The organism is Delftia sp. DT-2 (assembly GCF_028401915.1).
Classification (GTDB): Bacteria; Pseudomonadota; Gammaproteobacteria; order Burkholderiales; family Burkholderiaceae_C; genus Comamonas; species Comamonas tsuruhatensis.
The window spans coordinates 72,902-97,778 of record NZ_JAQOTI010000013.1 but is presented as its reverse complement, the minus strand read 5'-3'; the positions used below and the strand labels follow the sequence as shown (position 1 = coordinate 97,778).

The following is a 24,877-nucleotide window of genomic DNA, read 5'->3' as shown; positions in this document are numbered from 1 at the left end:
ACTTCCCGTATGGCCACCTCTGCCAATCCGCTTCATTTCTTCGGCATCCGCCACCATGGCCCGGGCTGCGCGCGCAGCCTGCTGCAGGCCCTGGAGCAGCTGCAGCCCGACTGCCTGCTGGTCGAAGGCCCGCCCGAGGGCGAGTCCCTGCTGCCCATGCTCCAGCATGCCGACCTGCAGCCGCCCGTGGCCATGCTGGTCTATGTGCAGGACAGCCCGGCCCATGCCGCCTTCTATCCCTACGCCGAGTTCTCGCCCGAATGGCAGGCCCTGCAATGGGCGGCGCGCCAGGGCGTGGCCACGCGCTTCATCGACCTGCCCCAGACCCACCGCATGGCGCTGGACATGGCCGAGCAGGAGCGGCGCCGGGCCGAGGCGGCGGCAGCAGATGCAGGTGATGCGGGCGAGGATGCGGGCGATGAAGGCCAGGATGCCGACACCGGCTCCGATTCCGGCGTCGCTGCGGCAGACGGCGGCCAGCTCCAGAGCAATGCCGCCGAGGCCCTGGACCGCGACGACACCACGCAGTCCGTGCCGGCTGCCGACCTCGCCGTCGATCCCTCGGACCCCGGCAGGCGGGACTGGCGCGATCCGCTGGACCTGCTGGCCGAGGCGGCAGGCTACCCCGACGGCGAAAGCTGGTGGAACCGCATGGTCGAGGAGCGCGGCGACGGCGCCACCCTGTTCGAGGGCATTGCCGAAGCCATGGCCGTGGTGCGCGCCGAGCTGCCCAACGAAGTGCGCGGAGAACGCCACGCCCGGCGCGAGGCGCTGCGCGAAGCCTGGATGCGCCAGTGCATGCGCGAGGCCGTCAAGGCCGGCCACCAGCGCATTGCCGTGGTCTGCGGCGCATGGCATGTGCCGGCCCTGCAGGCCCAGGTCACCGCCAAGGCCGATGCCGCCACGCTCAAGGGCCTGCCCAAGGCCAAGGTCCAGGCCACCTGGGCGCCCTGGACCTACCGCAACCTGTGCTCGTCCAGCGGCTATGGAGCGGGCGTGGATTCGCCGGGCTGGTATGAGCACCTGTGGCGCTGCTCCGAGCCTGCGCCCGAGTCCTTGCTCCAGTCCGCACCTGCTGCCGACCCGGCACGCGCCAGCACCCGTCGCACCGTCGGCTGGCTGGCGCGCGTGGCCCATCTGCTGCGTTCCAAGGACCTGGACTGCTCCAGCGCCCACATCATCGAGGCCACGCGCCTGGCCGAAAGCCTGGCGGCCCTGCGCGGCCACGCCAGCCCGGGCCTGCCCGAGCTGGACGAGGCCATCGTCACCGTCATCAGCATGGGCGAGCGCGCTCCGCTGCGCCTGATCGAGCGCGAACTCAGCGTGGGCGACCGCATCGGCGGCGTGCCCGCCGACGTGCCCCAGGTGCCGCTGCAGCGCGACATCGAGCAGCAGCAAAAAAGCCTGCGCCTCAAGCCCGAGGCGGCCGCCAAGGTCCTGGCCCTGGACCTGCGCAAGGACACGGACCGCGACCGCAGCCACTTCCTGCACCGGCTGCGCCTGCTGGGCATAGAGTGGGGCAGCGTCACCACCGACCAGCAGCGCAACCGGGGCACCTTCCGCGAAAGCTGGCAACTGCAGTGGGAGCCCGAGCTGGCCGTGCGCGTCATCGAGGCCAGCCGCTACGGCGGCACCCTGGTGCAGGCTGCAGCCGCCAAGGTGCGCCAGGCGCTGACGCCCGAGACACCGCTGCCCGAGCTGGCCAGGACCATCGACGACGCCCTGCTGGCCGACCTGCCGCACCTGGTCGATGCCCTCATGCACGACCTGGCCGACCGCTCTGCCAGCACCGGCGACGTTTCCCAGCTCATGCAGGCGCTGCCGCCGCTGGCCAATGTGCTGCGCTACGGCAGCGTGCGCCAGACCGACACCCAGGCGCTGGCCACGGTGATCGACAGCATGGCGCTGCGTGCCGCCATCGGCCTGCCCCTGGCCTGCATGGCGCTGGATGAAGACGCCGCAAGGCACATGCAGGCCACGGTGCTGCAGGCCCACGAGGCCCTGCGCCTGCGCGATGCCGAGGAGCCGCGCGAGGTCTGGTTCGGCGCCCTGCGCAGCATTGCCCTGGGCGATGCCGGCGCGGCCCTGCTGCGCGGCACGTCCTGCCGCCTGCTGCTGGATGCCCACCGCCTGGACAGCGAGGCCGTGGCCACGCAACTGGGCCGCAATCTCTCGCTGGGCGTGCCGCCGCTGGACGCTGCCGCCTGGCTGGACGGCTTTCTCAACCGCCAGGCCCTGGTGCTGCTGCACGACGACGCCATCTGGGGCGCCGTCGATGCCTGGCTGGCCCAGCTGGGCGAGACCCAGTTCACCCAGATCCTGCCGCTGGTGCGCCGCAGCTTCTCGGCCTTCTCCAACCATGACCGCCAGAGCCTGGGCGAAAAGGCCCGGCGAGGGCAGGGCAGTGCGGCCGTCGTGGCGGCTGCATCCGCAGGTGCCGCAGGCGCGGCAGGCGGCGGTGACGACGGCGCCTGGAACGAGGCGCGCGCCGTGCTTGCCCTTCCCGTACTCGATCAACTGCTGGGCCTGAACCTGCCCGCGCAACTGCTGTCCAGCCCGCAGGAGGCCCAGCCATGAACACCGCTGCCACCGTGAACGATGCATCCCTTGCCGACGCCGATCCGCAGGACCCCGCCGTCCAGCCCACCAACCGGCTGCAGCGCTGGCGCCTGGTGCTGGGCCAGCCGGCCGAGGGCAGCTGCGGCGGGCTGGGCGCCAAGGGCGGCTCCCTCGAAGAGATGGACAAGGCCCTGGCCGCGCTCTACGAAGAAGACAACAAGGACGGCAGCCTCTCGCGCCGGGGCGGCCGGGGCAATTCCTCGCCCAGCGTGGCCCGCTGGCTGGGCGACATCCGCAAGTACTTTCCCAGCCAGGTCGTGCAGGTCATGCAGCGCGACGCCATGGAGCGCCTGAACCTGCGCGAACTCATGCTCCAGCCCGAAATGCTGGAGCATGTGCAGCCCGACGTGCACATGGTGGCCGACCTCATCTCCCTGGGCTCCGTCATCCCGCAGAACACCAAGGAGACCGCGCGCATCGTCGTGCGCAAGGTGGTGGACGACCTCATGCGCCGCCTGGAAGAGCCCATGCGCAGCGCCGTCTCGGGCGCGCTGGACCGCAGCCAGCGCAACCGCCGCCCGCGCCATTCCGAGATCGACTGGAACCGCACCATCCGCGCCAACCTGCGCCACTGGCAGCCCGACTACCGCACCATCGTGCCCGAGACCCTGGTCGGCTACGGCCGCAAGGTCCGCCGCCCGCAGCGCGAAGTCATCCTGTGCATAGACCAGAGCGGCTCCATGGCCAACTCCGTCGTCTACTCCAGCATCTTCGGTGCCGTCATGGCCAGCCTGCCGGCCGTCGCTACCCGTCTGGTGGTCTTCGACACGGCGGTGGTGGACCTGACCGACAAGCTCTCCGACCCCGTGGACGTGCTGTTCGGCGTGCAACTGGGGGGCGGCACCGACATCAACCGCGCCGTGGGCTACTGCCAGGGCCTGATCAGCGAGCCGCGCAATGCCATCGTCGTGCTCATCTCCGACCTCTATGAAGGGGGTGTGGAAAGCGGCCTGCTGCGCCGCGCCTCCGAACTGGTGGAGTCGGGCGTGCAGTTCATCACGCTGCTGGCCCTCAGCGACGAAGGCGCCCCTGCCTACGATGCGCAACTGGCCGCCAAGCTGGCCGCGCTGGGCGTGCCCTCGTTTGCCTGCACGCCGGACGCCTTCCCGCAGCTCATGGCCGCCGCCATCCGCCGCGACGACGTGGCGGCCTGGGCGGCAGGGCAGGGCTTCAAGACCAGCAAGTGACGGACGGCCGGTCGGCCCCGTGACCGGGCTGGCCGCCGGGCATCTCCTACATGGGCAGGACATGCCCAGGCCCCATGATGGCGCCCAGGCAAAAAGAAGTTCCCCGAACAATTCACTGGAGTAATGCGATGGCTGGTGCTGGTTTGCTGATGTTGCTGGACGATATTGCAGCGATCCTGGACGACGTGGCCCTCATGACCAAGGTCGCGGCCCGCAAGAGCGTGGCCATGGCCGACGATGTGTCCGTCATGACCAAGGTGGCTGCGCAGAAGACGGCCGGCGTGCTGGGCGATGACCTGGCCCTGAACGCCCAGCAGGTCACGGGCGTGCGGGCCGAGCGCGAGATTCCCGTGGTCTGGGCCGTGGCCAAGGGCTCGCTGATCAACAAGGCCATCCTGGTGCCTGCGGCGCTGCTGATCAGCGCCTTCATCCCCTGGGCTGTCACGCCGCTGCTCATGGTGGGCGGCGCCTTTCTTTGCTTTGAGGGTTGCGAGAAGCTGGCCCACAAATTCCTGCATTCGCCCGAGGAAGATGCCGTGGAGCGCGAGCGCCTGACCCAGGCCAATGCCGATGCGAGCGTCGATCTCGTCGCCATGGAAAAGGACAAGATCAAGGGCGCCGTGCGCACCGACTTCATCCTCTCGGCCGAGATCATCGCCATTACCCTGGGCACCGTGGCCTCGGCGCCGTTCGGGCAGCAGGTGGCCGTGCTGGCGGGCATTGCCCTCATCATGACCGTGGGCGTCTATGGTCTGGTGGCCGGCATCGTCAAGCTCGATGACCTGGGACTGTGGCTGGGCCAGCGTGCCAGCGCTGCGGCCCGCGCGCTGGGCCGGGGCATCGTCGCCGCCGCGCCCTGGCTCATGAAGGGGCTGTCCGTTGCGGGCACGGCCGCCATGTTCCTGGTGGGTGGCGGCATCCTCGTACACGGCGTGCCTGCGCTGCACCACGCCGTGGAGGGCCTGGGCGATGCCGTGGCCCAGGGCGCGCTGGGCGGCCTGTGGCGCGTGCTGGCGGTGAATGTGCTCAACGCGGTGGCCGGCATCGTGGCCGGCGCCATCGTGCTGGCGGCTGTCGAAGGCATCAAGCGCCTGCGCCGCCGCTGAGTCGCCGCAAGCAACGCCTGCCGGGGCTGCAGCCGGCAGAGCACACCAGGGGGGCCGTCAGGCCTCCTTTTCGATGGAATCTGCATGGAATTTGCACCTCAGCGCATCGCATTTGACTGTGGGCGCAAGCACGTGCATTTCCCCTGGAACTCTGCAAGGCCTGGCGTCCTCCTGTCCCTTGGCGGCGGCGCAATGCACTTGCGCCTGCCGGCCTCCGAGGTTCCGTGAACGGCCCATCGCCGCGCCAGAGCCATTGTCGGGACCGGGCGGCTGAAGCTGATTCCGCGCGGGTCCCTGGATTTTCATCAGGGGGATTCCATGATTTCCAATCTCACCAAGGCCAATGTGCTGCGCTCCGTCATCGCCGGCTGCTCGGTCGCGCAAGCGGGCAAGGCCGAGAAACTCGGCACCGAACGCGCACGCACCGCCCTCAATCGCATCTGCGAACTGCTGAATCTGCCCAACGACCTGGACGCCATACATGCGGAGCCGGACCTGTACCTCGAATCCCTGGCCCATTTCGAGAGCCTGCCCCAGTTCGAGCTGCGCACTCCCCTGGTGGCCAAGCTCAGGCAGGTCCTGGGCCTGCGCTCCTGCAGGCAACTGACGCCGGCCATGCTGGCGCAAGTCACCGCGTCACAGCTCATCAACCAGGGCATCTCCATCGTCGCGCTGGCCGATCTGCAGCAATGGCTGCTCAAGCACGATCTGTCGCTGCGGCACAGTCCGCCCGTCACGGAAGTGGACTTCAGGGAGGCCAGGAAAGCCATTGCCCTGCTGGATGCCTTCGACTTCGATACCGAATCGCTGGAATGGCAAATGAATCACCTTGCCCGCCCGCGCGCCAGGGGCAGGGGAAGGCGTGCCGCCGCCACGGCCCCCTCAACTGGCAGGCCTGCAGGTGAATCCCCTTCTGCCGGCTCCGCTCCTGCGTCTGCGTCTGCGCCCTAATATCGGCTTTCCCGAACCAAGCTCAGCACACCATGAAGCTCCCCTTGCTTGCCGCCATGGCCCTGGCACTGCAGCTGCTGGCGCCAGGGCCCGCCATGGCAGCCGACGACATCGTCTTCAAGGACAGCGCAGGCCGAGTGCTCAAGCGCAGCGACCTGGACAAGGCCGATGGCCGTTTCAGCTGGGAACTGCCCCGCGCCACACCCGTCAGCCAGGCGGCGCGCGATGCCCATGCCCTGGGCCGCGCCGCAGGGCAGCGCGGTGACAACCGGGCTGCGCTGGCGCATTTCGAGACCGCCTCGAAGCTGGCGCCGGACTGGCCTTATCCCGTCTACGACGCCGCATTCACCTACCTGCTGCAAAAGGACTTCGATGCGGCCTATCGCCACTACCGGCGCGTGGATGCAATGGCTCCCAGGGGTTTCTTCATGGCCAAGACGGCCGTGCACAGCCTGCGCATGGAGCGCGATGGCAAGCTCCCGCAAGGCACCTATCTGCGCTACCTCGCCCTGGAGTGGGAGACCGACAGGAGCAAGGTGCGCCAGGCCGCCCTGACCATGACCCGCGAAACCCCTGGCTTCGCCCCCGCCTGGAAGACAGCGGCCCTGATGGAGGACGACCCCGACCAATGCCTTGCCCTGCTGGACAGCGGCCTGAAGGCCGGCCCCGATGCCCAGACCCGCGGCTTTCTGCTGCTGAACAAGGCCCTGCTGCTGCGCGAGCGCAACCAGATTCCCGAGGCCATGGTGATGCTGGGAGAGCTGGCGGTGGACCCCCGGTCTCCGCTGGATGTCGAGGCCCTGGCGCGGCACACGCTGGCGCAGTGGGCGCGGCCTTGAGACCGGCACCCGCGCCTTCGCTGGCCGGCCCACTCAGCGCATCGCCAGCTCCACGGCCTCCGCAGACAGCCCGTAGGCCTCGACAAAGACCTCGATGCGGTCCTGCGTCTGCGCGTTCACAAACGTCTCCATGCCCACGCTGTCCATCTCCCCTGACAGCATCTGGCCCGTATTCACGGGGCGGGTATCGAGCTGCTGCGCCAGCACACAGCTGTCCTCTCCCTCCGGCTGCAGGCCGATGAGCCCCGTCTGGTTGTTGATGGCAATCACCCTGGCTTGTCTTTGCATGCTCCACCCTGTCGTCTGAATCCGTCGTTTCTGGAATGGCGAAAAGGCGCCGCCTTGTGCAACGCCCCTGCCTGTCCTGGCGACTGTAGGCAAGGCTTGCGGACGTCGGTAGAGGTCCGGGACTTGGAGGACTGCGAAGGGAAATTTACGAATGACTGTCTGGTTTTTTGTTTTTGCAAGTGAATGCGTGTGGAAGGTCGCAGCAACAGTTGATTTGAGATTGCCTAGAATAGGTCGGCAAGTGACTTCAAAGGAGCAAAAGATGACCATCATCCGTACTACTGTGGATGACAAGATCTACGACAGCGCTGCCGACATACTTTCTACGCTGGGCATGGATGTGAACGCCGCCGTGCGCATGTTTCTGCAGGGCGTTGTGCTGCACAACGGGATTCCCTTTGACCTGCGGCTGACGGCGGAGCAGGTGCAGGCGATGCGGCTGCGTAGAGAGACAAACCGGCAGGCCACTTTGGAGGCGAGAGAAATCGCCAGAGGCGGTGAACCTGGACATGCCTCTGTTGAAGCCATGCTGCAGGCCATGGAAAGGGATGAAGCCTGATGGCCGGCAAGAAGGGCTACAGGCTGCGCACCATCGCGTACACCAAGACCTTCAAGAAGGACTACCAGCGCATGGCGGCATCAGGCCGCTACGACATGACACTGGTGAACCAGGTCGGCGGCCTGCTCATTGCCCACACGGCGCAGCAGGTGCTGGCGGCGCAGTGGAGCGATCACGCCTTGATCGCCGATGATGAATGGGACGCGGGCGATCGGGATATTCATCTGGGGGGCGACTTCCTGCTGATCTACCGCATTGATCCGCATCCCGAAGCCAAAGACATGGAGATCGTCATCTTCAAGCGCCTTGGAACCCACGGCGATCTGTTTGGCTGAGCGCGGCCATCGCAGGCCGCGGGCAGCCTCCCCACTCAGCTCCCCAGCGCCCCGCGCACGGCAGCGCGCTCGCCCATGCGCTTGAAGTGCGCCTGCACCTTGGGGAAACCGGCGATGTCCACGCCGTCGCCCTCCAGCCAGCCGGCAATGGTGAACAGATAGGCGTCGGCCACGGAATAGTCGGAGCCCAGCACCCAGGGCGCGTCGCCCAGGTAATGGCGCTCTATCACGCCAAAGCATTCGGCCATGTTGGCTGCCACCTTGCGCTGCATGGAGGCAATGGCCGGCTCGTCATCGGCCCAGCGGCCTGCGCGCCGGCCGTGGGCGTGGGCCACGTGCACGGTGGAGGACAGGTAGCCGTGGAACTCCTGCATGTGGGCGAAGGCATAGGCATCGTCCAGCGGGGCAAGCCGTGCTTCGGGAAAGCGCCGGGCAATATAGGCGAGCAGGGCCGGCGTTTCGGTGAGCACGCCGCGCTCGGTCACCAGGGCGGGCACGCGGCCCTTGGGATTGATGGCCAGGTATTCGGGGCTGCGCTGCTCGCCCTTGGAGAAATCGAGCTTGACGACTTCATGGGGCGCATTGGCCTCGATCAGGGCGATGCGGGCGGCCAGGGCGCAGGTGCCGGGAGCGTAGTAGAGCTTGAGGGTGGTCATGAAAGAGACGGGTAGGGGTGGGATACGGGCAGATTCTGCCGTCGGCGCCGATGGCCGGACCGGCCCTCCAACTTAGTGCGTATTGCACGGTCGTGCAAGCGGCATCGTTGTCTTGTCCTATGCCTGCTCGGCATTCCAGCGCACGGTGCGTGCGGGCAGGTCAATGTGGATGGTGTGGCGGCCGCCGTCATGCAGTAGCAGGTCCAGCTTCCCGTCCTGGCCATCCACGAACGTGATGCCTTCAATCATGGGGGCGTCGATCAGGTCGTTGCAGTCGAGCGCGATCCAGGCATCGGTCTGCAGATCCAGCAGGCGCAGATGGGGGAAGTCGGGGTCCTCGCCATATTCGATGCAGGCCACCATGGCCCAGGGCTTGGAGACGGCCACGGCCGTGAGGGTGCTATCCGGGCTCTGCGCGCAGGCGCGCGCCTGCAGGGCATCGAGCAGCGTGGGCATGTCGTCCAGCATGTGTGCATAGGGAGACTCGGGCGGCACGGTGCGTACCGGCCCGGTGGCTGCCTTGGCGCTTTTGGCGCTTTCGGCGCGTTTGGCAGGCTCTGCCGTTGGGGTGCTGCGCCTGCGGCCCGCTGGCGGAAGGTGCTGGATTTTGCCGCCCGCAATGCCTAGAAAGACACCGCATTCGCTCACGCTCAGATGCCTGTAGTTGCGGCTGCTGCACGGGGTTTCCCAAAGCGGGGCGCCGGTGTCCGGGTCCACGGCGACAAGATAGGCCCGCTCCATGCCGTCCTCGTGCCTGTCCTGTATTCCATAAAGGACGCCGGCATGGCATTGCGGCGCGCTGACATGGGTAGGCGACAGGCACGGTCCGAAACGGTTGCTGCGAATGTCATAGCCATACATGCCCTGGCGTGCAAAGCAGAAATAGACCACGCCGTCACGATGCGCTGCCCGCTGGGCATGCACATGCCGGCGCTCATCGTCAGGTTGAACGGGAGGTGTGATGGCCAGGACTTCGCCGCTGCAAGGATGGATGCGAAGCCAGGGTGCATCGATGTCCACGTGGTCTCTGCTGCCGGGGCCGAACACGGCCCACGCGCCTGCAATGGCGGGCGAGTACAGGTCGCGGGCACTGTCCACCCACAGCACATGCTCGGTGTGCCCGTCGGTTTCATGCCAGCGCCGCAGCTCCGAGCGCTCAGGGTGGACGATCCAGCCGTAGACCGCCCCCTCCAGCACAAACGCACCCTGCAGGCCCAGCGCCAGCGTGCTGCCCTGCCAGGTGCGACGGTCCAGCAGCAGATAGCGGCCCTCGGGACTGCTCTCCTCCATCGCGACGAGCCAGCGATGCGCGTCCAGCTCCACGGGAACGGGCCAATGCCTAGCCTGCATGCCCGGCACGGCATGGAAGTCGAACAGGCATTCGCCGGTGCGGGCATCAAGCACCTGGTCGCAGAGCATCAGATGCCGCTCGTCCACGAACCACGACATGCCCTCGCTCTCGCGCATGCGGTGGTCCCAGAGCACGTTGCCGGTGGCCACATCAACGGCGCGCAGAAAGGACGTTGTGCTGTCCCCCTTGTTGCAGTACTCGTAGTAGAGCCGGCCATCGACCACGCTCATGGCGGTGTCGATGATGAAGATGCTCTTGTCTCCAATGGCCTGGGATTTGCCGTAGTGCATGCGCGCCTTTCAAAGACCTGATTGTCGCCAGCAGAGCGCGGTGTGGACTGGGCGAAATGTCAAGTCGATGGCGTGGTGCGCGGCTGAACCAATGCAGCTGCGGCGGTGCAACGCCATCCGATCCAGACGAGCAGGTCCGCGATGCGCTGTGCTGGATGCAAGCTGCACCGAGCGTGCTGCAGATGCATGCCGAGTGGGCGGTCTGTTGCTGTCCGCCGGGCGTTGTTCCAAGAGCGGGGGCCTGCATTGCTCCCCCTGGCGGGCAGCAATGGCGGCACTCAGAACCGATAGGCCGCCGCCACACGCACCTCGCGCCCGAAGCCCAGCGCGCAGAATTGCGCGCCGCCACGGAAGGTGTTGCATTGCGTGCGGTACTGCCTGTCGGTGAGGTTGCTGAGGTTGACCGAGAAGCGCCACGGGCCGGTGGTGTAGGCGGCCATGGCGTCCCACAGCGTGTAGGCGTCGTTCATGGGGGTCTTCACGCCGTCCATGGGCAGCTCGCCAGGCGTGGCGCTGATGTGGCGCAGGCCCAGGCCCAGCTCCAGGGCGCCGCGCTGGTACTTGCCCCACAGCGATGCGGCATGGCGCGGCGTGGCGCCGGGGCGCGCGCCGATCTCGATGGCGTTGTTGCTGCGCGTGACCCTGGAGTCGAGGTAGGTATAGGCCGCAATGGCCGAGAAGCCGCCGCCGATCTCGCCCTGGGCCTGCAGCTCCAGCCCCCGGTTGCGCACTTCGCCGGTCTGCACGTCGAAGCGCGGGTTGAGTGTGGATGGCGTGCGCACATTGCGCTTGCGCAGGTCGAACACTGCGGCGCTGAGCGTGTAGCCGGTCGACGGCGGCGCGTAGCGCAGGCCGGCCTCGAACTGGCGCGCGGTCTCGGGCTCGTAGGGCCTGCCGTTGGCGTCGGTGGCCGTGACCGTGGTCAGCGGCGGCTGGAAGGAGTTGTTGAAGGACACATAGGGAGCCAGGCCGCTGGGTGCCAGGTAGATCAGGCCCAGCCGCCCGGTGACGGCGCTGTCGGTGCGGCGCACGGTGGTGATGGCGAAGGGCGCGGTGGCTGCGGCGCGCGCGTCGTAGTCGGTGTCTATGCGTGCGCTGTCGCGGCGCAGGCCGGCGCTGAGCACCCAGCGCTCGCCGAACTTGATCTGGTCCTGCACGTACAGGCCTGCCTGGTGCGTGCGGGCCAGCGCGCGGTCGCTGAGGTAGTTGTCATTCCAGTTCGGCGCGATGTGGATGGGGTTGACCAGGTCCAGCGGCGCCACGGCGCCGTTGAGCGAGTAGATGCGCCAGTCGAGCCTGGAGCGGTAGTAGTCGAAGCCCACGGCCCACTGGTGCGAGACGGCACCCGTCCGGTGGCGGCCTGCGATCTGCGTGTCCATGACCCAGGTCTGTTCGGCGTCGGGCCGCACCATGGCCAGGCGTGCCATGCCGCGCTGGTCGGCCGTCAGGCCCCGGTTGCGCATCTCGCGCCGGTCGTTGCGGCCGTCCAGGTAGCGCAGGTTGTTGCGCAGCGTGAGCTGGTCGTTCAGCCGGTGCTCCAGCAGCCAGCCCACGCTGGCGTTGCGCTTGTGGTGGCCAGATCCCGGTCCGCTGACGTTGATGTCCGTGGCCGACCAGCCCGCAGGCGTCTGGCGGTAGTAGGGGATGACGAAGCCGGTTTCGTCCTCCTGGTACTGCGCCAGCACGGTGAGGCTGGTGCGCTCGCCCAGCAGTGTGAAGGAGGGGGCGATGTAGCTGCGGTCGGCGCGCAGGCCGTTCCACTGCGTGCCCGATTCGCGCTTGAGCACGGTCAGCCGGGCCAGTGCCGTGCCCTGTTCATTGATGGCGCCACCGATGTCGGCCGTGAGCTGGCGCCGGTCGTGGCTGCCGAATTCCACGCCCACTTCGCGCTGCATGCCGGCGCGCGGGCGCTTGGTGACGGCATTGATCAGGCCGCCGGGCGCGGACTGGCCGTACAGCACCGAGGCCGGGCCGTGCACGACTTCCAGCCGCACCAGCCCATACGGCTCCAGGTTGGTCATGAAGCCGTTGTGGACCATGCGCATGCCGTCCCTGTACAGGCCCGTGCCCGTCAGATAGAAACCGCGCACGGCCACGTCGTCATCGGTGATGCCGTAGTCCATGGGACGCACGCCCGCGCTGTAGCGCACGGCTTCGGCCACGCTGGAGATGGCCTGGTCGCGGATCTGGGCCTCGCCGATGATGCTGACCTGCTGCGGCGTCTCCAGCAGCGGCACATCCATCTTCATGGCCGAGGCGCTGCGGCGCGGCCCGTAGCCGGGCACGGCGCCCCAGGCGCTTTCATGCTCGGCATCGGCCAGCACGTTCACGGTGGGCAGCGCATGCTCGGCCGCGGCCCCGGGCCGCGCACGGTGCACGGCCCAGCCGCCTTCGGCCGTGCGCGTGGCCTGCAGCTGGTGCGGGGCGAGCAGGGCGGCAAGCCCTTCGTGCACGCCGCGCGTACCGCTCAGCGCCGCCGACTGTCGGCCCTGGACCAGGGCTGGATCGAACGAGAGGGTGATGCCTGCCTGGCGCGCGAGGCTGTGCAGGCTGGTCTCCAGTTCACCGGCCGGCAGGTCGAACCGGATGGATCTGGCATCCGGGGCGGAGCCCGGGCTTTGGGCCAGGGCGGTCACGGGCAGGCCCAGCGTGATCAACAGGCCCAGCATCAAGGCCTGTGCAGCCACCGCCGTGGGGCGTGTGCACGAGGGTGGATGGGCGGCGCGGCGGGTGCTGGGCAGGCTGGGCATGGAGGCCGTCCTTGAGAAGCGGCAAAGGAAAAAGCGATGTCTTTGCTCCTATGCCGAACGGGCGGTGTGAAACCCGTAATGGCTGCCTGAAAAAATTCCGGCTCAGGCTTTGACCAGGCGCCTGGCGCTGCGGGCACCGCTGGCTGCACCTTGTCCGCGCTCCACACGCACAGGCAGCGTGCGGGCAATGGTGGCCAGCGCACGACCCGCCGGATCCGGCCCGTCCAGCTGGAATACGCCTGAAACACGCAGGGCAGCCACGTCGTCGGCGCATTCCATGGGCATGCCGCTCTGGCGTGACAGCTCGGTCACGAAGGCGTCCAGGCGCATGCGGCGGGCGACCAGTACGCCGTCGGTCCATGCGTCGGGCACCAGGCCTTCGTCGGGCAGGCGCACAGGGCGGTGCTGGCCGGCGTGCAGCACATGGGTTTCGCCGGAGGTGGCGACGATGGCGTCCAGGGTGCCTGGCGCAGTGCCGTCCAGTGCCCTGACATGGATGGCCACGCGGCCCTCGGTGACGTACAGGCGCGTGGCCGTGTCCGGGTGTTTTTCGTGGCGCACGCCGAAGCTGGTGCCCAGGGCCTCGAAGCGGGCCAGCGGCGTTTCCACCCAGAAGGAGCGTCGGCCCGCGAGGGAGCGCGGGTCGCTGCCGGTGTCGATGAAGATCTCGCCGCGTGCCAGGCGGACCACGCGGCGCAGCAAGGTGAAATCCACCTGCACCAGCGTGTCCGGTGCCAGGTGCAGGCGGCTGCCGTCGGCCAGCAGCGTGCTGCGGCGCTCACCGATGGCCGTGTCCAGCGCGATCTGCTCGCGCGGTGCAGCCCAGCGCCATGCCATGGATCCCAGCAGCAGGGCCGCGGGGCCCAGGAACAGCAGCCGCTGCAGGCTTGCGCGCCGGCCTCGCGCCGGCCCTGGGCCGGCGGACCGCAGCACGCCGTGGGCCAGGCCCGCCTGGCCGGCGGGCAGGGCGAACTGGGCCTCCACAGCCTGGACCTGTTGCCAGGCCTGTTCGTGCGCGGCGTGGCTGCTGCGCCATGCCTGGCAGGCGGCGCGGTCGGCATCGGTGGCCGTGCCGGAGGCCAGCCGCACGGCCCAGGCAATGGCCTGTTCCAGCGCCTGGGGGGCCTGGTCTGTGCTCACGCCGTCAGTTCCCTGCGCAGGGCAAGGCAGTGGCGTATGGCGGTGGCCATGTATTTCTCGACGGAGCTCAGGCACACGCCCAGCTGCAGGGCGATTTCCGGGTAGCTCAGGCCTTCCAGGCGGGAGAGCAGAAAGGCGCTGCGGGCCTTGGGCGGCAGGCCGGCCAGCAGGTTGTCCATGCGCACCAGGGATTCGATCAGCAGATGGCGCTCCTCGGCCGAGGGCGCCAGCGGCTCGGGCAGGCTGGCGATGGCGTCCAGGCAGGCGCGCTCCAGCGCGGCGCGGCGTGTGTGGTCCACGACCAGGCCGTGGGCGATGGTGGTGAGCCAGGCGCGCGGCTCGCGCACGCCATGCAGGGACTGGGGCTTGCCCAGCACGCGAATGAAGGTGTCCTGGGCCAGGTCGGCCGCATCGCAGGGATTGCCCAGCCTGCGCCTGAGCCAGCCCACCAGCCAGCCGTGGTGGTCGCTGTAGAGCAGGGCGATATCGGGGTGCGAAGGCGCGGCGGCCATGGAGCGGGTTCCTGGGAAAGCGGATTTGATAATGATTCGCATTCTATTTGAGCAATGGCTGCAGCCTGGCCGCAACTGGCCTGCTGCGCATGGCGTTGCATGCATCCAACGCGATCCGGCCATGCGACGGCGCCTACCTTCGGATTTGAGCTAGGACAAGACCGGCCTTGCCTGCCCCTGCTGCAATACAGCTACGGGATTTGCCCCGGGCTACTCCAAGACTCTCCATCATGAAAAGAACTCTGCTCGCCGTTGCTGCCGTTTGCGCCCTGTCGTCGGGTGCCGCCTTTGCGCAGCAGGCCGAAGGCCCCTGGATGGTGCGCGTGCGCGCCGTCCACCTGGACAGCGTCAACAAGGACAGCACGGGCCTGGGCCTGTCGATCAATGACAAGTGGATGCCCGAGCTGGACGTGTCCTACTTCTTCACGCCCAACATCGCGGCCGAGCTGGTGCTGACCTACCCGCAAAAGCATGACCTGCGTGCCAACGGCCTGGGTCAGATCGGCAGCCTCAAGCACCTGCCGCCCACGCTGCTGGCGCAATACCACTTCACCAATTTCGGCGCGTTCAAGCCCTACGTGGGCGCCGGTGTCAACTTCACGCGCTTTTCCAGCGTGAACTTCGATCCCGCCGTGCAGGCCGCGCTGAACCCCTCCATCAAGAAGAACAGTTTCGGCGGCGCGCTGCAGATCGGCTTCGACTATGCGCTGGACAAGAACTGGTCGCTGAATTTCGACGTGAAGAAGGTCTTCATCGAGACGGACGTGCGCGCTGGCGGCACCAAGGTGGGCACCTTCAAGGTGAACCCCGTGCTGGTTGGCGTGGGACTGGGCTATCGCTTCTGATCTTCGGATCATGAGCGAGGCACGCGCTGCTTCATCCGGCAGCGCGTAGTGAGGCAAGGATGGGTACTTGGTCCGGTATGCCGTTCGCGGCATACCGGATTTTTTTCGTCCGGCATGCTGCAGCGCACCAGATCTGCAGGTCATGAAAAAGACACGCTCGCTGGAAACTGTCCTACCCGCGTGCCCGGGGCGGGCGCCTAGGCTGGTGCCTCGGCCTGTCGGCGCGCGCCTTGCGAGGCGGGACGCCAGTTTGCAGGCTTCATTCTGGCTGCCCGCCCCCTTGGCGACCGCTCCCCGCTGCAAGGCGGGGGCGCGGCATTCACCATGCTGAGGCGGTCGGCGCACAACGCGAGGCCCCCACCATGCTGTATGCCCACGATCATTCCGTGTCTTCCCCTCCATTGGCCTCGCGCGCCCAGCGCGTGCCCCTGCCCCTGCCTTCGGCTCCGCGCCCACCGGCCGAAGGTGGCAGGAGAGAGGCTGCGCCGGAGCTGGCAGACAGCGCCCTGCGAGCAACCCTGGCCGAATTGCAGTACGGGCTGATGCAGCCGCAGGCCCGGGTCTCGCCCAAGTTTCTCTATGACTCACGCGGCTGCGACCTGTTCGAGCAGATCACGCGGCTGCCCGAGTACTACCCCACGCGCACCGAGGCTGCCATCCTGGCCGACTCCGGTCCGGCCATGGCCGAGGCCCTGCGCGGCAGCGAGGTGCTGATCGAGCTGGGCGCCGGCAATTGCGAAAAGGTGCGCGGCCTGTGCCGCAGCCTGCGTCCACGGCACTTCGTGGGCGTGGACATTGCGGGCGCCTTCCTGCGCCAGTCCGTGCGGCGCCTGGCCGAGGAGTTTCCGCAGCTGCAGGCCCATGCCGTCACGGCCGACATCACCGAGCCGCTGGCCCTGCCGCCCTACATCCCGCAGGCCGGCCGGCTGCTGTTCTACCCGGGCTCGTCCATAGGCAACTTCGACCCTGAACAGGCCCAGCGCATGCTGGGCCAGATGCGGGCCCTGCTCAGCGACGACGGTGGGCTGCTGATCGGCATAGACCTGCCCAAACCCATACAGTGGCTGGAGCCTGCCTATGACGATGCCCAGGGCGTGACGGCGCGCTTCAACCTCAACCTGCTCAGCCATGTGAACCACCTGCTGGGCAGCGACTTCAACGAGGGCGACTGGGAACATGTGGCCTTCTTCAACACCGAGCACTCGCGCATCGAGATGCACCTGCGCGCGCGGCGCCCGCTGATCGTGGGCTGGCCCCAGGGGCTGCGGCACTTCGCGGCCGGCGAGACCATACACACCGAGAACAGCTACAAATACCCGCTGCCCGACTTCCTGGACATGCTGGCCTGTGCGGGCTTCGGTGCCTGCCAGGTCTGGACCGATGAGCGCCAGTGGTTTGCCGTGATCCATGCCAATGCGTGAAATGCCCGCCGTCTTCCGCTGGGTGCAGCGCTACGAGGCCGTGCGCCAGACCACCGTGCTGCTGGCCGCCCCCTTGTCCGCCGAGGATGCCTGCGTACAGTCCATGCCCGATGCCAGCCCTGCCAAATGGCATCTGGCGCATACCACCTGGTTCTTCGAGACCTTTGTCCTGGCCGAGCACGCGCCCGGCGTGCCGCCCTTCGATCCCGACTTCCGCGTGCTGTTCAACTCCTACTACCAGCAGGTGGGTGCGCGGCATCCGCGTGCCCAGCGCGGGCTGCTGACCCGGCCCTCGCTGGCACGGGTGCTGGCCTATCGCGAGGCGGTGGACCAGCGCATGCTGCAGATGTTCGAGGACTGGGGCACGCAGCCGCCTGCGCGGCTGGCCGCGCTGCTGGAGCTGGGCCTGCAGCATGAGCAGCAGCACCAGGAACTGCTGCTGACCGACATCAAGCACCTGCTGTCGTGCCACCCGCTGTGGCCTGCCTATCGAGAGCAGGAAGAGGGCATGCCTGCGCCTGGGCCGGCAGATGGAACGCCTGCCCCGCTGCAGTGGCAGACCGTGCCGCGTGGCATGCATGCCGTGGGCCATGGCGGCGAGGGCTTTGCGTTCGACAACGAGCGCCCGCGCCACGAGGTGTTTGTGCAAGGCTGCGAGATCGCGCAGCGGCCCGTGAGCAATGCCGAGTTCCTGCGCTTCGTCGAGGACGGCGGCTATGCCCAGCCGCAGTGGTGGCTGGCCGAAGGCTGGGACTGGCGCTGCGCGCAGCAACTGGAGCATCCCTGGTACTGGCGGCGCAATGCAGGCGGCGCGTTGGATGGCGCATCGGACGGCACGTGGCAGGAGTTCAGCCTGCATGGCGCGCTGGCGCTGGACGGGCGCCGCCCCGTCTGCCACATCTCGTATTTCGAGGCCGACGCCTATGCGCGCTGGGCCGGCGCGCGCTTGCCTACCGAGGCGGAATGGGAGGCGGCCTTTGCCGCGCCCATGGCGCAGCGCCCCGAGCACGACGAGCCGCCCGGCCCCGTGCACCCGCGCGCCATGCAGCCCGGCAGCCTTGCGCTGGGCGAGGTCTGGGAATGGACCCAGTCCGCCTACGGCGCCTACCCGGGCTTCCAGATCGCGGAGGGCGCCGTGGGTGAATACAACGGCAAGTTCATGGTCAACCAGTATGTGCTGCGGGGCGGCTCCTGCCTCACGCCGCCAGGCCATGCGCGCGCCAGCTACCGCAATTTCTTTCCCACGCAGGCGCGCTGGCAGATGACCGGCCTGCGGCTGGCGCGGGATCCGGCTTGAGCCTGCCCCTGCCGCATCCCCATGCATTGCGCCGCCCGCCGGTGCATGCAGTAGCATCGTCGGCCTCAATGATCCGAGGGAGTTCCATGTTGTTGCGTTCGCTTGTTCTTGCCATGCCGCTGTCCCTGGTCCTTGCCGGCTGCGCCACTGCGCCGCCCCAGGCTCCGGCGCCCAGCCAGCCACAGGAGCAGCCCCGGCCCCAGGTGCCTGCCCAGGCCCCGGCCGACACGCCGCGCGCCGAGCCCGAGGTGGCCAATCTCACGCCCCTGCCCAGCCTGCTGCTGATCGGCGAAGACGCAGCCGGCCGCTACTACTCCATGGTGGCCAAGGCCACCTTCACCATCGAGTCCGATGGCCGCCTGACCCTGGCCGACCAGGGCGGCGGCCAGGGCGGCGAGCCCGTGGCCCCGCATGCCGACATGCAGGACCAGAGCATGTCCACCGAATGCAAGCCCTATGGCGCCGTGGCCAACCAGCGCACCACCTGGTTCCCGTATACGGGCGTGTTCGTGCGCGGCGGCACGCTGGTCGGCGCACAGGCGGATGGCGCCGATGCGGCCATCAAGACGCTGACCGAGCATGAAGGCGCCCAGATGCTGTACACGGGCAAGGATGCCGACCCCACCGAGTACTACTACGCGCCCTGTGTGGGCGCGCAGCGCGTGGCCACCGGCTGGCGGCTGGACCGCTATCTGCCCGATGGCGGACAGCTGCGCGTGCGTGCCGATGCGCGTAACGGCAATGGAAACGGCAAGGGCCAGACGCTGGCGCTGAAGCTGCCCAAGCCCTTTGCGCCCTTCGTGCTGGTGCGCTACCAGTCGGGAGCGATGATTCCCGTGCCCATGCGTGCCGTGCTGGCCACGGTGGACTTGCCCGAGCGCCGCGTGGTGCTGCAGTTCCAGGGCACCTACGCCGTGGAGCCGGCCATCCGCAAGATGGAGCTGCGCCTGATCGTGCCCGGCAGCCGCCCCTCCGAAGGAGAGACCGCCGCGCGCCACGCCGAACGAACCCAGGCCCAGCTGCGTGACCTGGCCCGCTGCGCCCCGCCGCGCGGCCATGCCATCGAGCCCTGCGCCAATCCGCAGCGCACGCCGGACCCGCTGATCTTCTATTCCTCGCAGGAACTGCGCGAGCGCTCGCGCAGGCCCTGAGGGCGTCTCAGACCTTGTCCAGCGCCTGCTCCAGGTCGGCCAGCAGGTCGCTGATGTGCTCAATGCCCACGGACAGGCGCACCATGCCTTCGGTGACGCCGGCCTTGGCCAGTTCCTCGGCGTCGAGCTGGCGGTGCGTGGTCGATGCCGGGTGCGTGGCCAGGGACTTGGCGTCGCCGATGTTGACCAGGCGCGTGAACAGCTGCAGCGCATCCAGGAAGCGCGCACCGGCGGCGCGGGTGTCGCTGTCGCCGTTGCCGTTCCTGAGGCTGAACGACAGGATGCCCGAGGCGCGGCCGCCCAGCTGCTTCTTCACCAGGGCGTGGTCGGGATGGTCCTGCAGGCCGGCGTAGCGCACCCATTCGATCTTGGGATGCCTTTGCAGCGTCTCGGCGATCTTCTGGGTGTTCTCGCAGATGCGGTCCATGCGCAGGGCCAGCGTCTCTATGCCCTGCAGGATCAGGAAGGCGTTGTGCGGCGACAGTGCGGCGCCGGTATTGCGCAGCGGCACCACGCGCACGCGGCCGATGTAGGCGGCCTCGCCCAGGGCCTCGGTGTAGACCACGCCGTGGTAGCTGACATCGGGCTCGTTCAGGCGCTTGAAGCGGGCCTTGTGCTCGGCCCAGGGGAACTTGCCGCTGTCCACGACGGCGCCGCCCACGCTGTTGCCGTGGCCGCCCAGGTACTTGGTCAGCGAGTGCACCACGATGTCGGCGCCATGCTCGATGGGGCGCAGCAGGTAGGGGCTGGGCACGGTGTTGTCCACGATCAGCGGCACGCCATGGGCGTGGGCCACGTCGGCCAGGGCGCGGATGTCGGTGACATTGCCCAGCGGGTTGCCGATGGACTCGATGAAGATGGCCTTGGTCTTCTCGTCGATGTGCTGGGCGAAGCTGGCCGGGTCGCGCGGATCGGCAAAGCGCACCGTGATGCCCTGCTGCGGGAAGGTGTGGGCGAACAGGTTGTAGGTGCCGCCGTAGAGCGTGCTGGCCGAGACGATGTTGTCGCCTGCCTCCGCGATGGCCTGGATGGCATAGGTGATGGCGGCCATGCCCGAGGCCACGGCCACGGCGGCAATGCCGCCTTCCAGCGCCGCGACGCGCTTTTCCAGCACGTCGGTGGTGGGGTTCATGATGCGCGTGTAGATGTTGCCGGCCACCTTGAGGTCGAACAGGTCGGCGCCATGCTGGGCACTGTCGAAGGCATAGGCCACGGTCTGGTAGATGGGCACGGCGGCCGACTTGGTGGTGGGGTCGGGCGAGTAGCCGGCGTGGACGGCCAGGGTTTCGATGCGCATGGAAGATTGCCTTTCTGGTGACGGCTTACGCAAGAAGGGCAGGGCGGGCCATTTGCCATGGGCAGCGGCGCGTTCCCGCATCCTGTTTGCGTAAGTCCTGAGGTTTTACAAGCGGAGGACGGTTGGCATTGTGGCGTGCCGGCCTCCGGTGCCCAACGATGCGTTGGTTACGAACATATACGCCGCAGACCGGTTGCTCCTCTGCCGTGCGCAGATATGTCCGGCCTGGCTTTGCCAGGATCGTGAGTGAATGTGTATTTTTGTTAACAACGTGTTGTAACGTGACCTGATCGCTAGACTCCATTCGGGAGTTGATGGTGACGTTGACAGCAAGACATTTTCTGGCGCTGGCGGTGCCCTTGTGCACCTCGCTGCTGGCCGGCTGTTTCTATGTCTGCTGGCGGCATCTGCGTGCCCGGCGCGAGTTGCGCAGCATGTCCCTCGCCTTCACCGGATTCAGCCTGGCGCTGCTGCTGCAGGTCCTGGAGCGGCCTGCGGCCGTGCCCGTCAATGCGCTGGCCACGGCCGCGCTGCAGCTGTGTGCGGCCTGGTTCATCACCGAGGCCATGGCCATGCGCCAGGGCGTGCGACCGGATGCGCCGCTGGCGGCTGTCTTTGGCAGCGCAGTGCTGGCGGTGCTGGGCTACTACGCCTGGGTCGTTCCCGATGCGCAGGCGCGCCAGCATGTGCTCAATTTCGGCCTGGGACTGCAACTGGCCCTGCCGTTGTGGCGTTTGCCGCGCAGGCATCCCGGTACGGACTGGGACCGGCTGCTGCTGGGGGTGTTCGTGGTCTTTGCGCTGAGCTTTTTCGTTCGTGCGCTGTGGCTGACACCGCCTGGCGCCTCGCCACCGGCCGACGCGGCCAGTGAATGGCTGGGCATTTCTTCCGCGTGCCTGGCGAAGCAGCTGAGCCTGCTGGTGTTCGGCCTGCTGTTCGCCATTGTGTTCCTGGCGGCGGCGGTGCGCGACACCGTGCAGGAGCTGCGTGAGGAGCGCGACCGCGATCCGCTGACAGGGCTGCTGAACCGGCGCGCCTTCAAGGAGGAGGTGCAGCGCCGGCGGGCCGAGCACCCTCAGCTTTCAGCCGCCGTGCTGGTCTGTGATCTGGACCATTTCAAGCGGGTCAACGACGGCTGGGGCCACGCTGCCGGTGACGAAGTGCTGCAGCGCTTTGCGCGACTGCTGCTGCGCAGCACGCGCCAGCAGGACCTGGTGGCCCGCTTTGGCGGGGAGGAGTTCGTGGCCTTGCTGCCGCGTGCGGACCCTCTGGCCGTGCAGTCGATCACCCGGCGCATACAGACCCAGCTGCGCCTGATGGGCTTCAGCGGGCTGCCCGACGAGGTGCGCATCACCGCCAGCTTCGGCGTGGCCTGGATGGCGTCGGGCCAGACGCTGGAGCAGGCGCTCGCGCGTGCCGACGCCATGCTCTACGAGGCCAAGCGCGCAGGCCGGGACCGGGTGCGGCTGGTGAAGGAAGAGGAAACGCTCTAGGACTTGGCCGGCGCGACCGCAGCCTGCAGCAGGCGAGCGGTGCGGGGCGGACGCGTTGTCTGCGGCGTCTGCGGGGCGCTGGACTCGCGCGGCCCGCGCGGTTCAAGCGCAGGCCTGGAAGGCCGCTGGGCCGCTGCCGGCTGGCGCAGCTCCCAGCCCGGCAGCGCGGCATGCACCATGGCGGCGCCGTGGGCGTCGTTGGCCGCATAGTGGCGCTGGGCCAGGCTCAGTTGCGGTGCAGCCCAGTTGGAGGTGGAGATCTTCTTGGACTTTTGGAAGTTCTGCCCCAGCACCAGGGCCACGGCCGCGCGCACGCCTACCGAGCTGGCGTAGCCATGGCGCTTGAACACGCGGTCCAGGTCGATCACGTTGTTCAGCGCCACGCCCAGGCGCGCGGGCAGCGCGCTGCGGTCATGGTCCAGCCCGAAGCCGGCCTTGCAGATGGCCTCGCTGGCCAGCACGTCGGCCGCAAGCGCGCGTGCCTGCGCATGGTGCAGCTGCAGCAGCCAGGCCTGGTCGCAGGTGGACAGTTGCACCACATGGGGGCCGGTGTCGGTCTGGCTGGCGTGGAAAAGAGGCTTGCTCTCGGTATCGAAGCCGAGCACGGGCGCGGCCATCAGCGCGGCGCGGGCGGCCGCGAATTCGGCGTCGGTGGCGGGCACGTGGATGCAGCGTTCCGGCAGGGCGGAAAAAGGCGGCAGCAGGCGGCTGTCTTCCTTGCTGGGGGCGTGCAGGCGGGGCATGGGAAAGGGGGGGGGAGGCCGAGGCGAGCCGTCAAGTATGCCTGCTCCTGCATGTCCCTTCGGCCCCGGGTTTTTATCCCCGATGCATGTGGACGGAGTTGTGGAAAACTCCGGGTGTAACTTGCCGAATCCGCGCCCTGCAAGGCTTTCCACGGAATGCCTAAAAAATCAGCGCAGTGGCGAAAGGGCGTCGATTAAGGGTAATTACGGATGGCCGCGGCGGACCCGTGGGCAGGGTCCGGTGGTTGTTTCAAGAGGTGTCTAAAGGCCTTGGTCGCTGAACACCGGGGCCCGTTTTTCCAGGCCTGCGCGCACGGCTTCGGCCTGGTTGGCACTGCCCAGCAGGGCCTGCTGCTCGCGCGCCTCGGCCAGCAGGATGTCCTGGGGCGATGCCGTTTCGCTGAGCTGCATCAGGCGCTTGGACGCACGCATGGCGTGCGGGCTGCTGGCCGCGATCTGGCGGGCCAGGTGGCGCGCTTCCTCCAGCGGCGCGGAACTCACGCGCGTGGCCAGGCCCAGGGCCACGGCCTCGGGGCCGGGCACGATGCGGCCCGTGTAGACCAGCTCGCGCAGCACGTCGCCGCGCACCAGCGGCGCGGCCAGCGCGCAGCCGGCCATGTCGGGCACCAGTCCCCACTTGATTTCCATGATGGACAGCCGCGCATCCTCGGCCACCAGGCGGATGTCCGCGCCCAGCGCCAGCTGCAGGCCGCCGCCGTAGGCCACGCCGTGCACGGCGGCGATCACGGGCACGGGCAGTTCGCGCCAGCCCCAGCAGATCTGCTGGAAGCGGTTGGCAATGCCGTGCGTGCGCGCGGCCAGGTCCGTCATGTCCGCCGTCTGCTGGCCGTCGGCAATGCCGGCCATGCTGCCCATGTCCAGGCCCGCGCAGAAGGCGCGCCCCTCGCCATGCAGCACCACGGCGCGCAACCCGGGCGTGTCCCGCAGCCGCGCCAATGCGTCGATCAGTGCGTCGAACATGGCGGGGTCCAGCGCATTCATCTTGTCGGGCCGGGCCAGGGTCACCTCGGCCACGCCGTGGTCCACCGATATGCGCACGCGTTCTTGGCTCATGGCTTGTCTCCTTGTGTCTATGCGGTTCTTTGCTGGCGGTCGGCCGCGTTGCGCGATTCGATGGCGCTGCGCGCATTCGCCCAGTCCTGGTCGCTCCAGCTGGCCAGCCCGGCGAAGTTGCCGCCCGTCGCCTGGTATTGTCCGCCGTCTATGGCGATGGTCTGTCCCGTCAGGTACTCGGCCTGGCGGCTCATGAGGAAGACGGCCAGGTTGGCCAGCTCGGGCATGCGGCCGTTGCGGCCCATGGGGTTGTCGGCGCGCACATGCTCGCCGCCCTGCGGGTTCAGCCGCGCGCTCATGCCTTCGGTGGGAAACAGGCCCGGCGCGATGGCGTTGAAGCGTATGCCCCGGTTGCCCCATTCCACGGCCAGCGACTGCGTCATGGCATGCACGCCCGACTTGGCCATGGCCGAGGGCACGGTGAAGGCCGAGCCGTTCCAGACCCAGGTGGTGAGGATGGACAGCACGCTGGCCTTGCGGCCCTCGGCCAGCCAGCGGCGGCCGCACTCCAGCGTGAGGTTGAAGCTGCCGCGCATGACGATGTTGGCCACGGCGTCGAAGGCGCGCATGGACAGGTCCTCGGTGCGGCTCACGAAGTTGCCGGCCGCGTTGTTGACCAGGCCCGTGAGCGCGCCGCCGTCGGCCCAGATGGCCTCGATCATCTGCTCCACGGCCTCGGGCTGGCGCACGTCGCAGGCATGGCCCGTGGCCCGGCCGCCGTGCTGCTGCACCAGCTCCTGCGCTGTCTGCTCGACCACGGCGCCGCGCCGGCCGCACAGGTGGATGTCGGCGCCCAGCATGAGAAACGCCTCGGCCATGACACGGCCCAGGCCGGTGCCGCCGCCGGTGACGAGGATGCGTTCGCCCTGGAGCAGGCCGGGCTTGTAGATGAGGTCGTCGAGGGTCATGGCTGCTGTCTCCTGTGCTGCCGGGGAAGGAATAGGGGGACTGCGGCAGCGCTTGGCGCCGCCAG

Annotated in this window: 22 protein-coding genes; 12 read left to right on the top strand and 10 right to left on the bottom strand. The window is 68.3% G+C overall.

Features of this window, described 5'->3' with window-relative positions; all coding sequences use genetic code 11:
• Positions 1–9: 9 nt before the first annotated feature.
• The 5 genes from PO605_RS22930 (at position 10) to PO605_RS22910 (ending at position 6,702) form a co-directional block, all read left to right on the top strand.
• Positions 10–2,577 carry a DUF5682 family protein gene (locus tag PO605_RS22930; protein WP_016449187.1) on the top strand — a complete coding sequence of 856 codons (2,568 nt, stop codon included), beginning with the start codon at positions 10–12 and terminating at the stop codon, positions 2,575–2,577.
• Positions 2,574–3,806: a VWA domain-containing protein gene (locus tag PO605_RS22925; RefSeq protein WP_016449188.1), complete on the top strand. Its 1,233-nt coding sequence runs from the start codon at positions 2,574–2,576 to the stop codon at positions 3,804–3,806. The genes PO605_RS22930 and PO605_RS22925 overlap by 4 nt, the downstream gene beginning before the upstream one ends.
• 128 nt (positions 3,807–3,934) lie before the next feature.
• Positions 3,935–4,912 (top strand): DUF808 domain-containing protein, encoded by a 978-nt coding sequence (locus PO605_RS22920; RefSeq protein WP_047472996.1) that lies wholly within the window; start codon positions 3,935–3,937, stop codon positions 4,910–4,912.
• 318 nt (positions 4,913–5,230) lie between these two features.
• Positions 5,231–5,863 carry a hypothetical protein gene (locus PO605_RS22915; protein ID WP_016449190.1) on the top strand — a complete coding sequence of 211 codons (633 nt, stop codon included), beginning with the start codon at positions 5,231–5,233 and terminating at the stop codon, positions 5,861–5,863.
• Between the two features lie 32 nt (positions 5,864–5,895).
• A complete protein-coding gene (locus PO605_RS22910) occupies positions 5,896–6,702 on the top strand; it encodes a hypothetical protein (protein ID WP_047472995.1) in 807 nt (268 codons plus the stop codon).
• Between the two features lie 33 nt (positions 6,703–6,735).
• On the opposite strand, the gene PO605_RS22905 is transcribed toward PO605_RS22910, so the two are convergent.
• Complete coding sequence (locus PO605_RS22905; protein ID WP_016451380.1) at positions 6,736–6,990, bottom strand: hypothetical protein; 255 nt, start codon at positions 6,988–6,990, stop codon at positions 6,736–6,738.
• Between the two features lie 262 nt (positions 6,991–7,252).
• Between PO605_RS22905 and PO605_RS22900 the strand changes: the two genes are divergently transcribed.
• Entirely contained in the window at positions 7,253–7,549 is a 297-nt protein-coding gene (locus PO605_RS22900; RefSeq protein ID WP_043790100.1) for a type II toxin-antitoxin system RelB/DinJ family antitoxin, read from the top strand.
• Positions 7,549–7,884, top strand: a complete 336-nt coding sequence (locus PO605_RS22895; protein WP_046986770.1) for a type II toxin-antitoxin system YafQ family toxin — start codon at positions 7,549–7,551, stop codon at positions 7,882–7,884. Before PO605_RS22900 ends, PO605_RS22895 begins: the two co-directional genes overlap by 1 nt.
• Positions 7,885–7,919: 35 nt before the next feature.
• Here PO605_RS22895 and PO605_RS22890 read toward each other — a convergent pair whose 3' ends face one another.
• The 5 genes from PO605_RS22890 to PO605_RS22870 form a co-directional block, all read right to left on the bottom strand.
• Positions 7,920–8,540 (bottom strand): glutathione S-transferase family protein, encoded by a 621-nt coding sequence (locus PO605_RS22890; protein WP_047218388.1) that lies wholly within the window; start codon positions 8,538–8,540, stop codon positions 7,920–7,922.
• 117 nt (positions 8,541–8,657) lie between these two features.
• A complete protein-coding gene (locus PO605_RS22885) occupies positions 8,658–10,181 on the bottom strand; it encodes a hypothetical protein (RefSeq protein WP_047472994.1) in 1,524 nt (507 codons plus the stop codon).
• Positions 10,182–10,459: 278 nt separating this feature from the next.
• The gene (locus tag PO605_RS22880) at positions 10,460–12,931 is read right to left on the bottom strand and encodes a TonB-dependent siderophore receptor (protein WP_272206905.1); all 2,472 of its coding nucleotides are present in this window, start codon (positions 12,929–12,931) and stop codon (positions 10,460–10,462) included.
• Positions 12,932–13,033: 102 nt separating this feature from the next.
• Entirely contained in the window at positions 13,034–14,071 is a 1,038-nt protein-coding gene (locus PO605_RS22875; protein ID WP_272206904.1) for a FecR family protein, read from the bottom strand.
• Positions 14,068–14,583: a sigma-70 family RNA polymerase sigma factor gene (locus tag PO605_RS22870; protein WP_016449199.1), complete on the bottom strand. Its 516-nt coding sequence runs from the start codon at positions 14,581–14,583 to the stop codon at positions 14,068–14,070. Before PO605_RS22870 ends, PO605_RS22875 begins: the two co-directional genes overlap by 4 nt.
• Positions 14,584–14,813: 230 nt before the next feature.
• On the opposite strand from PO605_RS22870, the gene PO605_RS22865 reads away from it, so the two are divergent.
• The 4 genes from PO605_RS22865 to PO605_RS22850 all read left to right on the top strand — a co-directional run bounded on the left by PO605_RS22865 (position 14,814) and on the right by PO605_RS22850 (position 19,297).
• Entirely contained in the window at positions 14,814–15,428 is a 615-nt protein-coding gene (locus tag PO605_RS22865) for an OmpW/AlkL family protein (protein WP_016449200.1), read from the top strand.
• A gap of 362 nt (positions 15,429–15,790) precedes the next feature.
• The gene (egtD, locus tag PO605_RS22860) at positions 15,791–16,849 is read left to right on the top strand and encodes an L-histidine N(alpha)-methyltransferase (protein ID WP_047473347.1); all 1,059 of its coding nucleotides are present in this window, start codon (positions 15,791–15,793) and stop codon (positions 16,847–16,849) included.
• Complete coding sequence (gene egtB, locus PO605_RS22855; RefSeq protein WP_046241878.1) at positions 16,836–18,146, top strand: ergothioneine biosynthesis protein EgtB; 1,311 nt, start codon at positions 16,836–16,838, stop codon at positions 18,144–18,146. The genes egtD and egtB overlap by 14 nt, the downstream gene beginning before the upstream one ends.
• Before the next feature lie 86 nt (positions 18,147–18,232).
• Positions 18,233–19,297 (top strand): hypothetical protein, encoded by a 1,065-nt coding sequence (locus PO605_RS22850; protein WP_267177977.1) that lies wholly within the window; start codon positions 18,233–18,235, stop codon positions 19,295–19,297.
• Positions 19,298–19,304: 7 nt separating this feature from the next.
• On the opposite strand, the gene PO605_RS22845 is transcribed toward PO605_RS22850, so the two are convergent.
• A complete protein-coding gene (locus PO605_RS22845; protein WP_272206903.1) occupies positions 19,305–20,594 on the bottom strand; it encodes an O-acetylhomoserine aminocarboxypropyltransferase/cysteine synthase family protein in 1,290 nt (429 codons plus the stop codon).
• A 314-nt stretch (positions 20,595–20,908) separates the two neighbouring features.
• Here PO605_RS22845 and PO605_RS22840 point away from each other — a divergent pair, with 314 nt between their 5' ends.
• A complete protein-coding gene (locus tag PO605_RS22840) occupies positions 20,909–22,087 on the top strand; it encodes a GGDEF domain-containing protein (protein ID WP_272206902.1) in 1,179 nt (392 codons plus the stop codon).
• On the opposite strand, the gene PO605_RS22835 is transcribed toward PO605_RS22840, so the two are convergent.
• The 3 genes from PO605_RS22835 to PO605_RS22825 form a co-directional block, all read right to left on the bottom strand.
• Positions 22,084–22,830, bottom strand: a complete 747-nt coding sequence (locus PO605_RS22835; RefSeq protein ID WP_047471501.1) for a 3'-5' exonuclease — start codon at positions 22,828–22,830, stop codon at positions 22,084–22,086. The two genes, PO605_RS22840 and PO605_RS22835, sit on opposite strands and share 4 nt — an antisense overlap.
• A 261-nt stretch (positions 22,831–23,091) precedes the next feature.
• Positions 23,092–23,904, bottom strand: coding sequence for a crotonase/enoyl-CoA hydratase family protein (locus PO605_RS22830; protein ID WP_016449207.1), 813 nt, complete (start codon positions 23,902–23,904; stop codon positions 23,092–23,094).
• 17 nt (positions 23,905–23,921) lie between these two features.
• Positions 23,922–24,812, bottom strand: coding sequence for an SDR family oxidoreductase (locus tag PO605_RS22825; RefSeq protein ID WP_016449208.1), 891 nt, complete (start codon positions 24,810–24,812; stop codon positions 23,922–23,924).
• Between the last annotated feature and the right edge of the window lie 65 nt (positions 24,813–24,877).

Bases quoted from the DNA above. Each gene is read 5' to 3' on its own strand.
- PO605_RS22930 (WP_016449187.1), top strand. From the start codon at position 10: ATGGCCACCTCTGCCAATCCGCTTCATTTCTTCGGCATCCGCCACCAT.
- PO605_RS22925 (WP_016449188.1), top strand. From the start codon at position 2,574: ATGAACACCGCTGCCACCGTGAACGATGCATCCCTTGCCGACGCCGAT.
- PO605_RS22920 (WP_047472996.1), top strand. From the start codon at position 3,935: ATGGCTGGTGCTGGTTTGCTGATGTTGCTGGACGATATTGCAGCGATC.
- PO605_RS22915 (WP_016449190.1), top strand. From the start codon at position 5,231: ATGATTTCCAATCTCACCAAGGCCAATGTGCTGCGCTCCGTCATCGCC.
- PO605_RS22910 (WP_047472995.1), top strand. From the start codon at position 5,896: ATGAAGCTCCCCTTGCTTGCCGCCATGGCCCTGGCACTGCAGCTGCTG.
- PO605_RS22905 (WP_016451380.1), bottom strand. From the start codon at position 6,990: ATGCAAAGACAAGCCAGGGTGATTGCCATCAACAACCAGACGGGGCTC.
- PO605_RS22900 (WP_043790100.1), top strand. From the start codon at position 7,253: ATGACCATCATCCGTACTACTGTGGATGACAAGATCTACGACAGCGCT.
- PO605_RS22895 (WP_046986770.1), top strand. From the start codon at position 7,549: ATGGCCGGCAAGAAGGGCTACAGGCTGCGCACCATCGCGTACACCAAG.
- PO605_RS22890 (WP_047218388.1), bottom strand. From the start codon at position 8,540: ATGACCACCCTCAAGCTCTACTACGCTCCCGGCACCTGCGCCCTGGCC.
- PO605_RS22885 (WP_047472994.1), bottom strand. From the start codon at position 10,181: ATGCACTACGGCAAATCCCAGGCCATTGGAGACAAGAGCATCTTCATC.
- PO605_RS22880 (WP_272206905.1), bottom strand. From the start codon at position 12,931: ATGCCCAGCCTGCCCAGCACCCGCCGCGCCGCCCATCCACCCTCGTGC.
- PO605_RS22870 (WP_016449199.1), bottom strand. From the start codon at position 14,583: ATGGCCGCCGCGCCTTCGCACCCCGATATCGCCCTGCTCTACAGCGAC.
- PO605_RS22865 (WP_016449200.1), top strand. From the start codon at position 14,814: ATGAAAAGAACTCTGCTCGCCGTTGCTGCCGTTTGCGCCCTGTCGTCG.
- egtD (WP_047473347.1), top strand. From the start codon at position 15,791: ATGCTGTATGCCCACGATCATTCCGTGTCTTCCCCTCCATTGGCCTCG.
- egtB (WP_046241878.1), top strand. From the start codon at position 16,836: ATGCCAATGCGTGAAATGCCCGCCGTCTTCCGCTGGGTGCAGCGCTAC.
- PO605_RS22850 (WP_267177977.1), top strand. From the start codon at position 18,233: ATGTTGTTGCGTTCGCTTGTTCTTGCCATGCCGCTGTCCCTGGTCCTT.
- PO605_RS22845 (WP_272206903.1), bottom strand. From the start codon at position 20,594: ATGCGCATCGAAACCCTGGCCGTCCACGCCGGCTACTCGCCCGACCCC.
- PO605_RS22840 (WP_272206902.1), top strand. From the start codon at position 20,909: ATGGTGACGTTGACAGCAAGACATTTTCTGGCGCTGGCGGTGCCCTTG.
- PO605_RS22835 (WP_047471501.1), bottom strand. From the start codon at position 22,830: ATGCCCCGCCTGCACGCCCCCAGCAAGGAAGACAGCCGCCTGCTGCCG.
- PO605_RS22830 (WP_016449207.1), bottom strand. From the start codon at position 23,904: ATGAGCCAAGAACGCGTGCGCATATCGGTGGACCACGGCGTGGCCGAG.
- PO605_RS22825 (WP_016449208.1), bottom strand. From the start codon at position 24,812: ATGACCCTCGACGACCTCATCTACAAGCCCGGCCTGCTCCAGGGCGAA.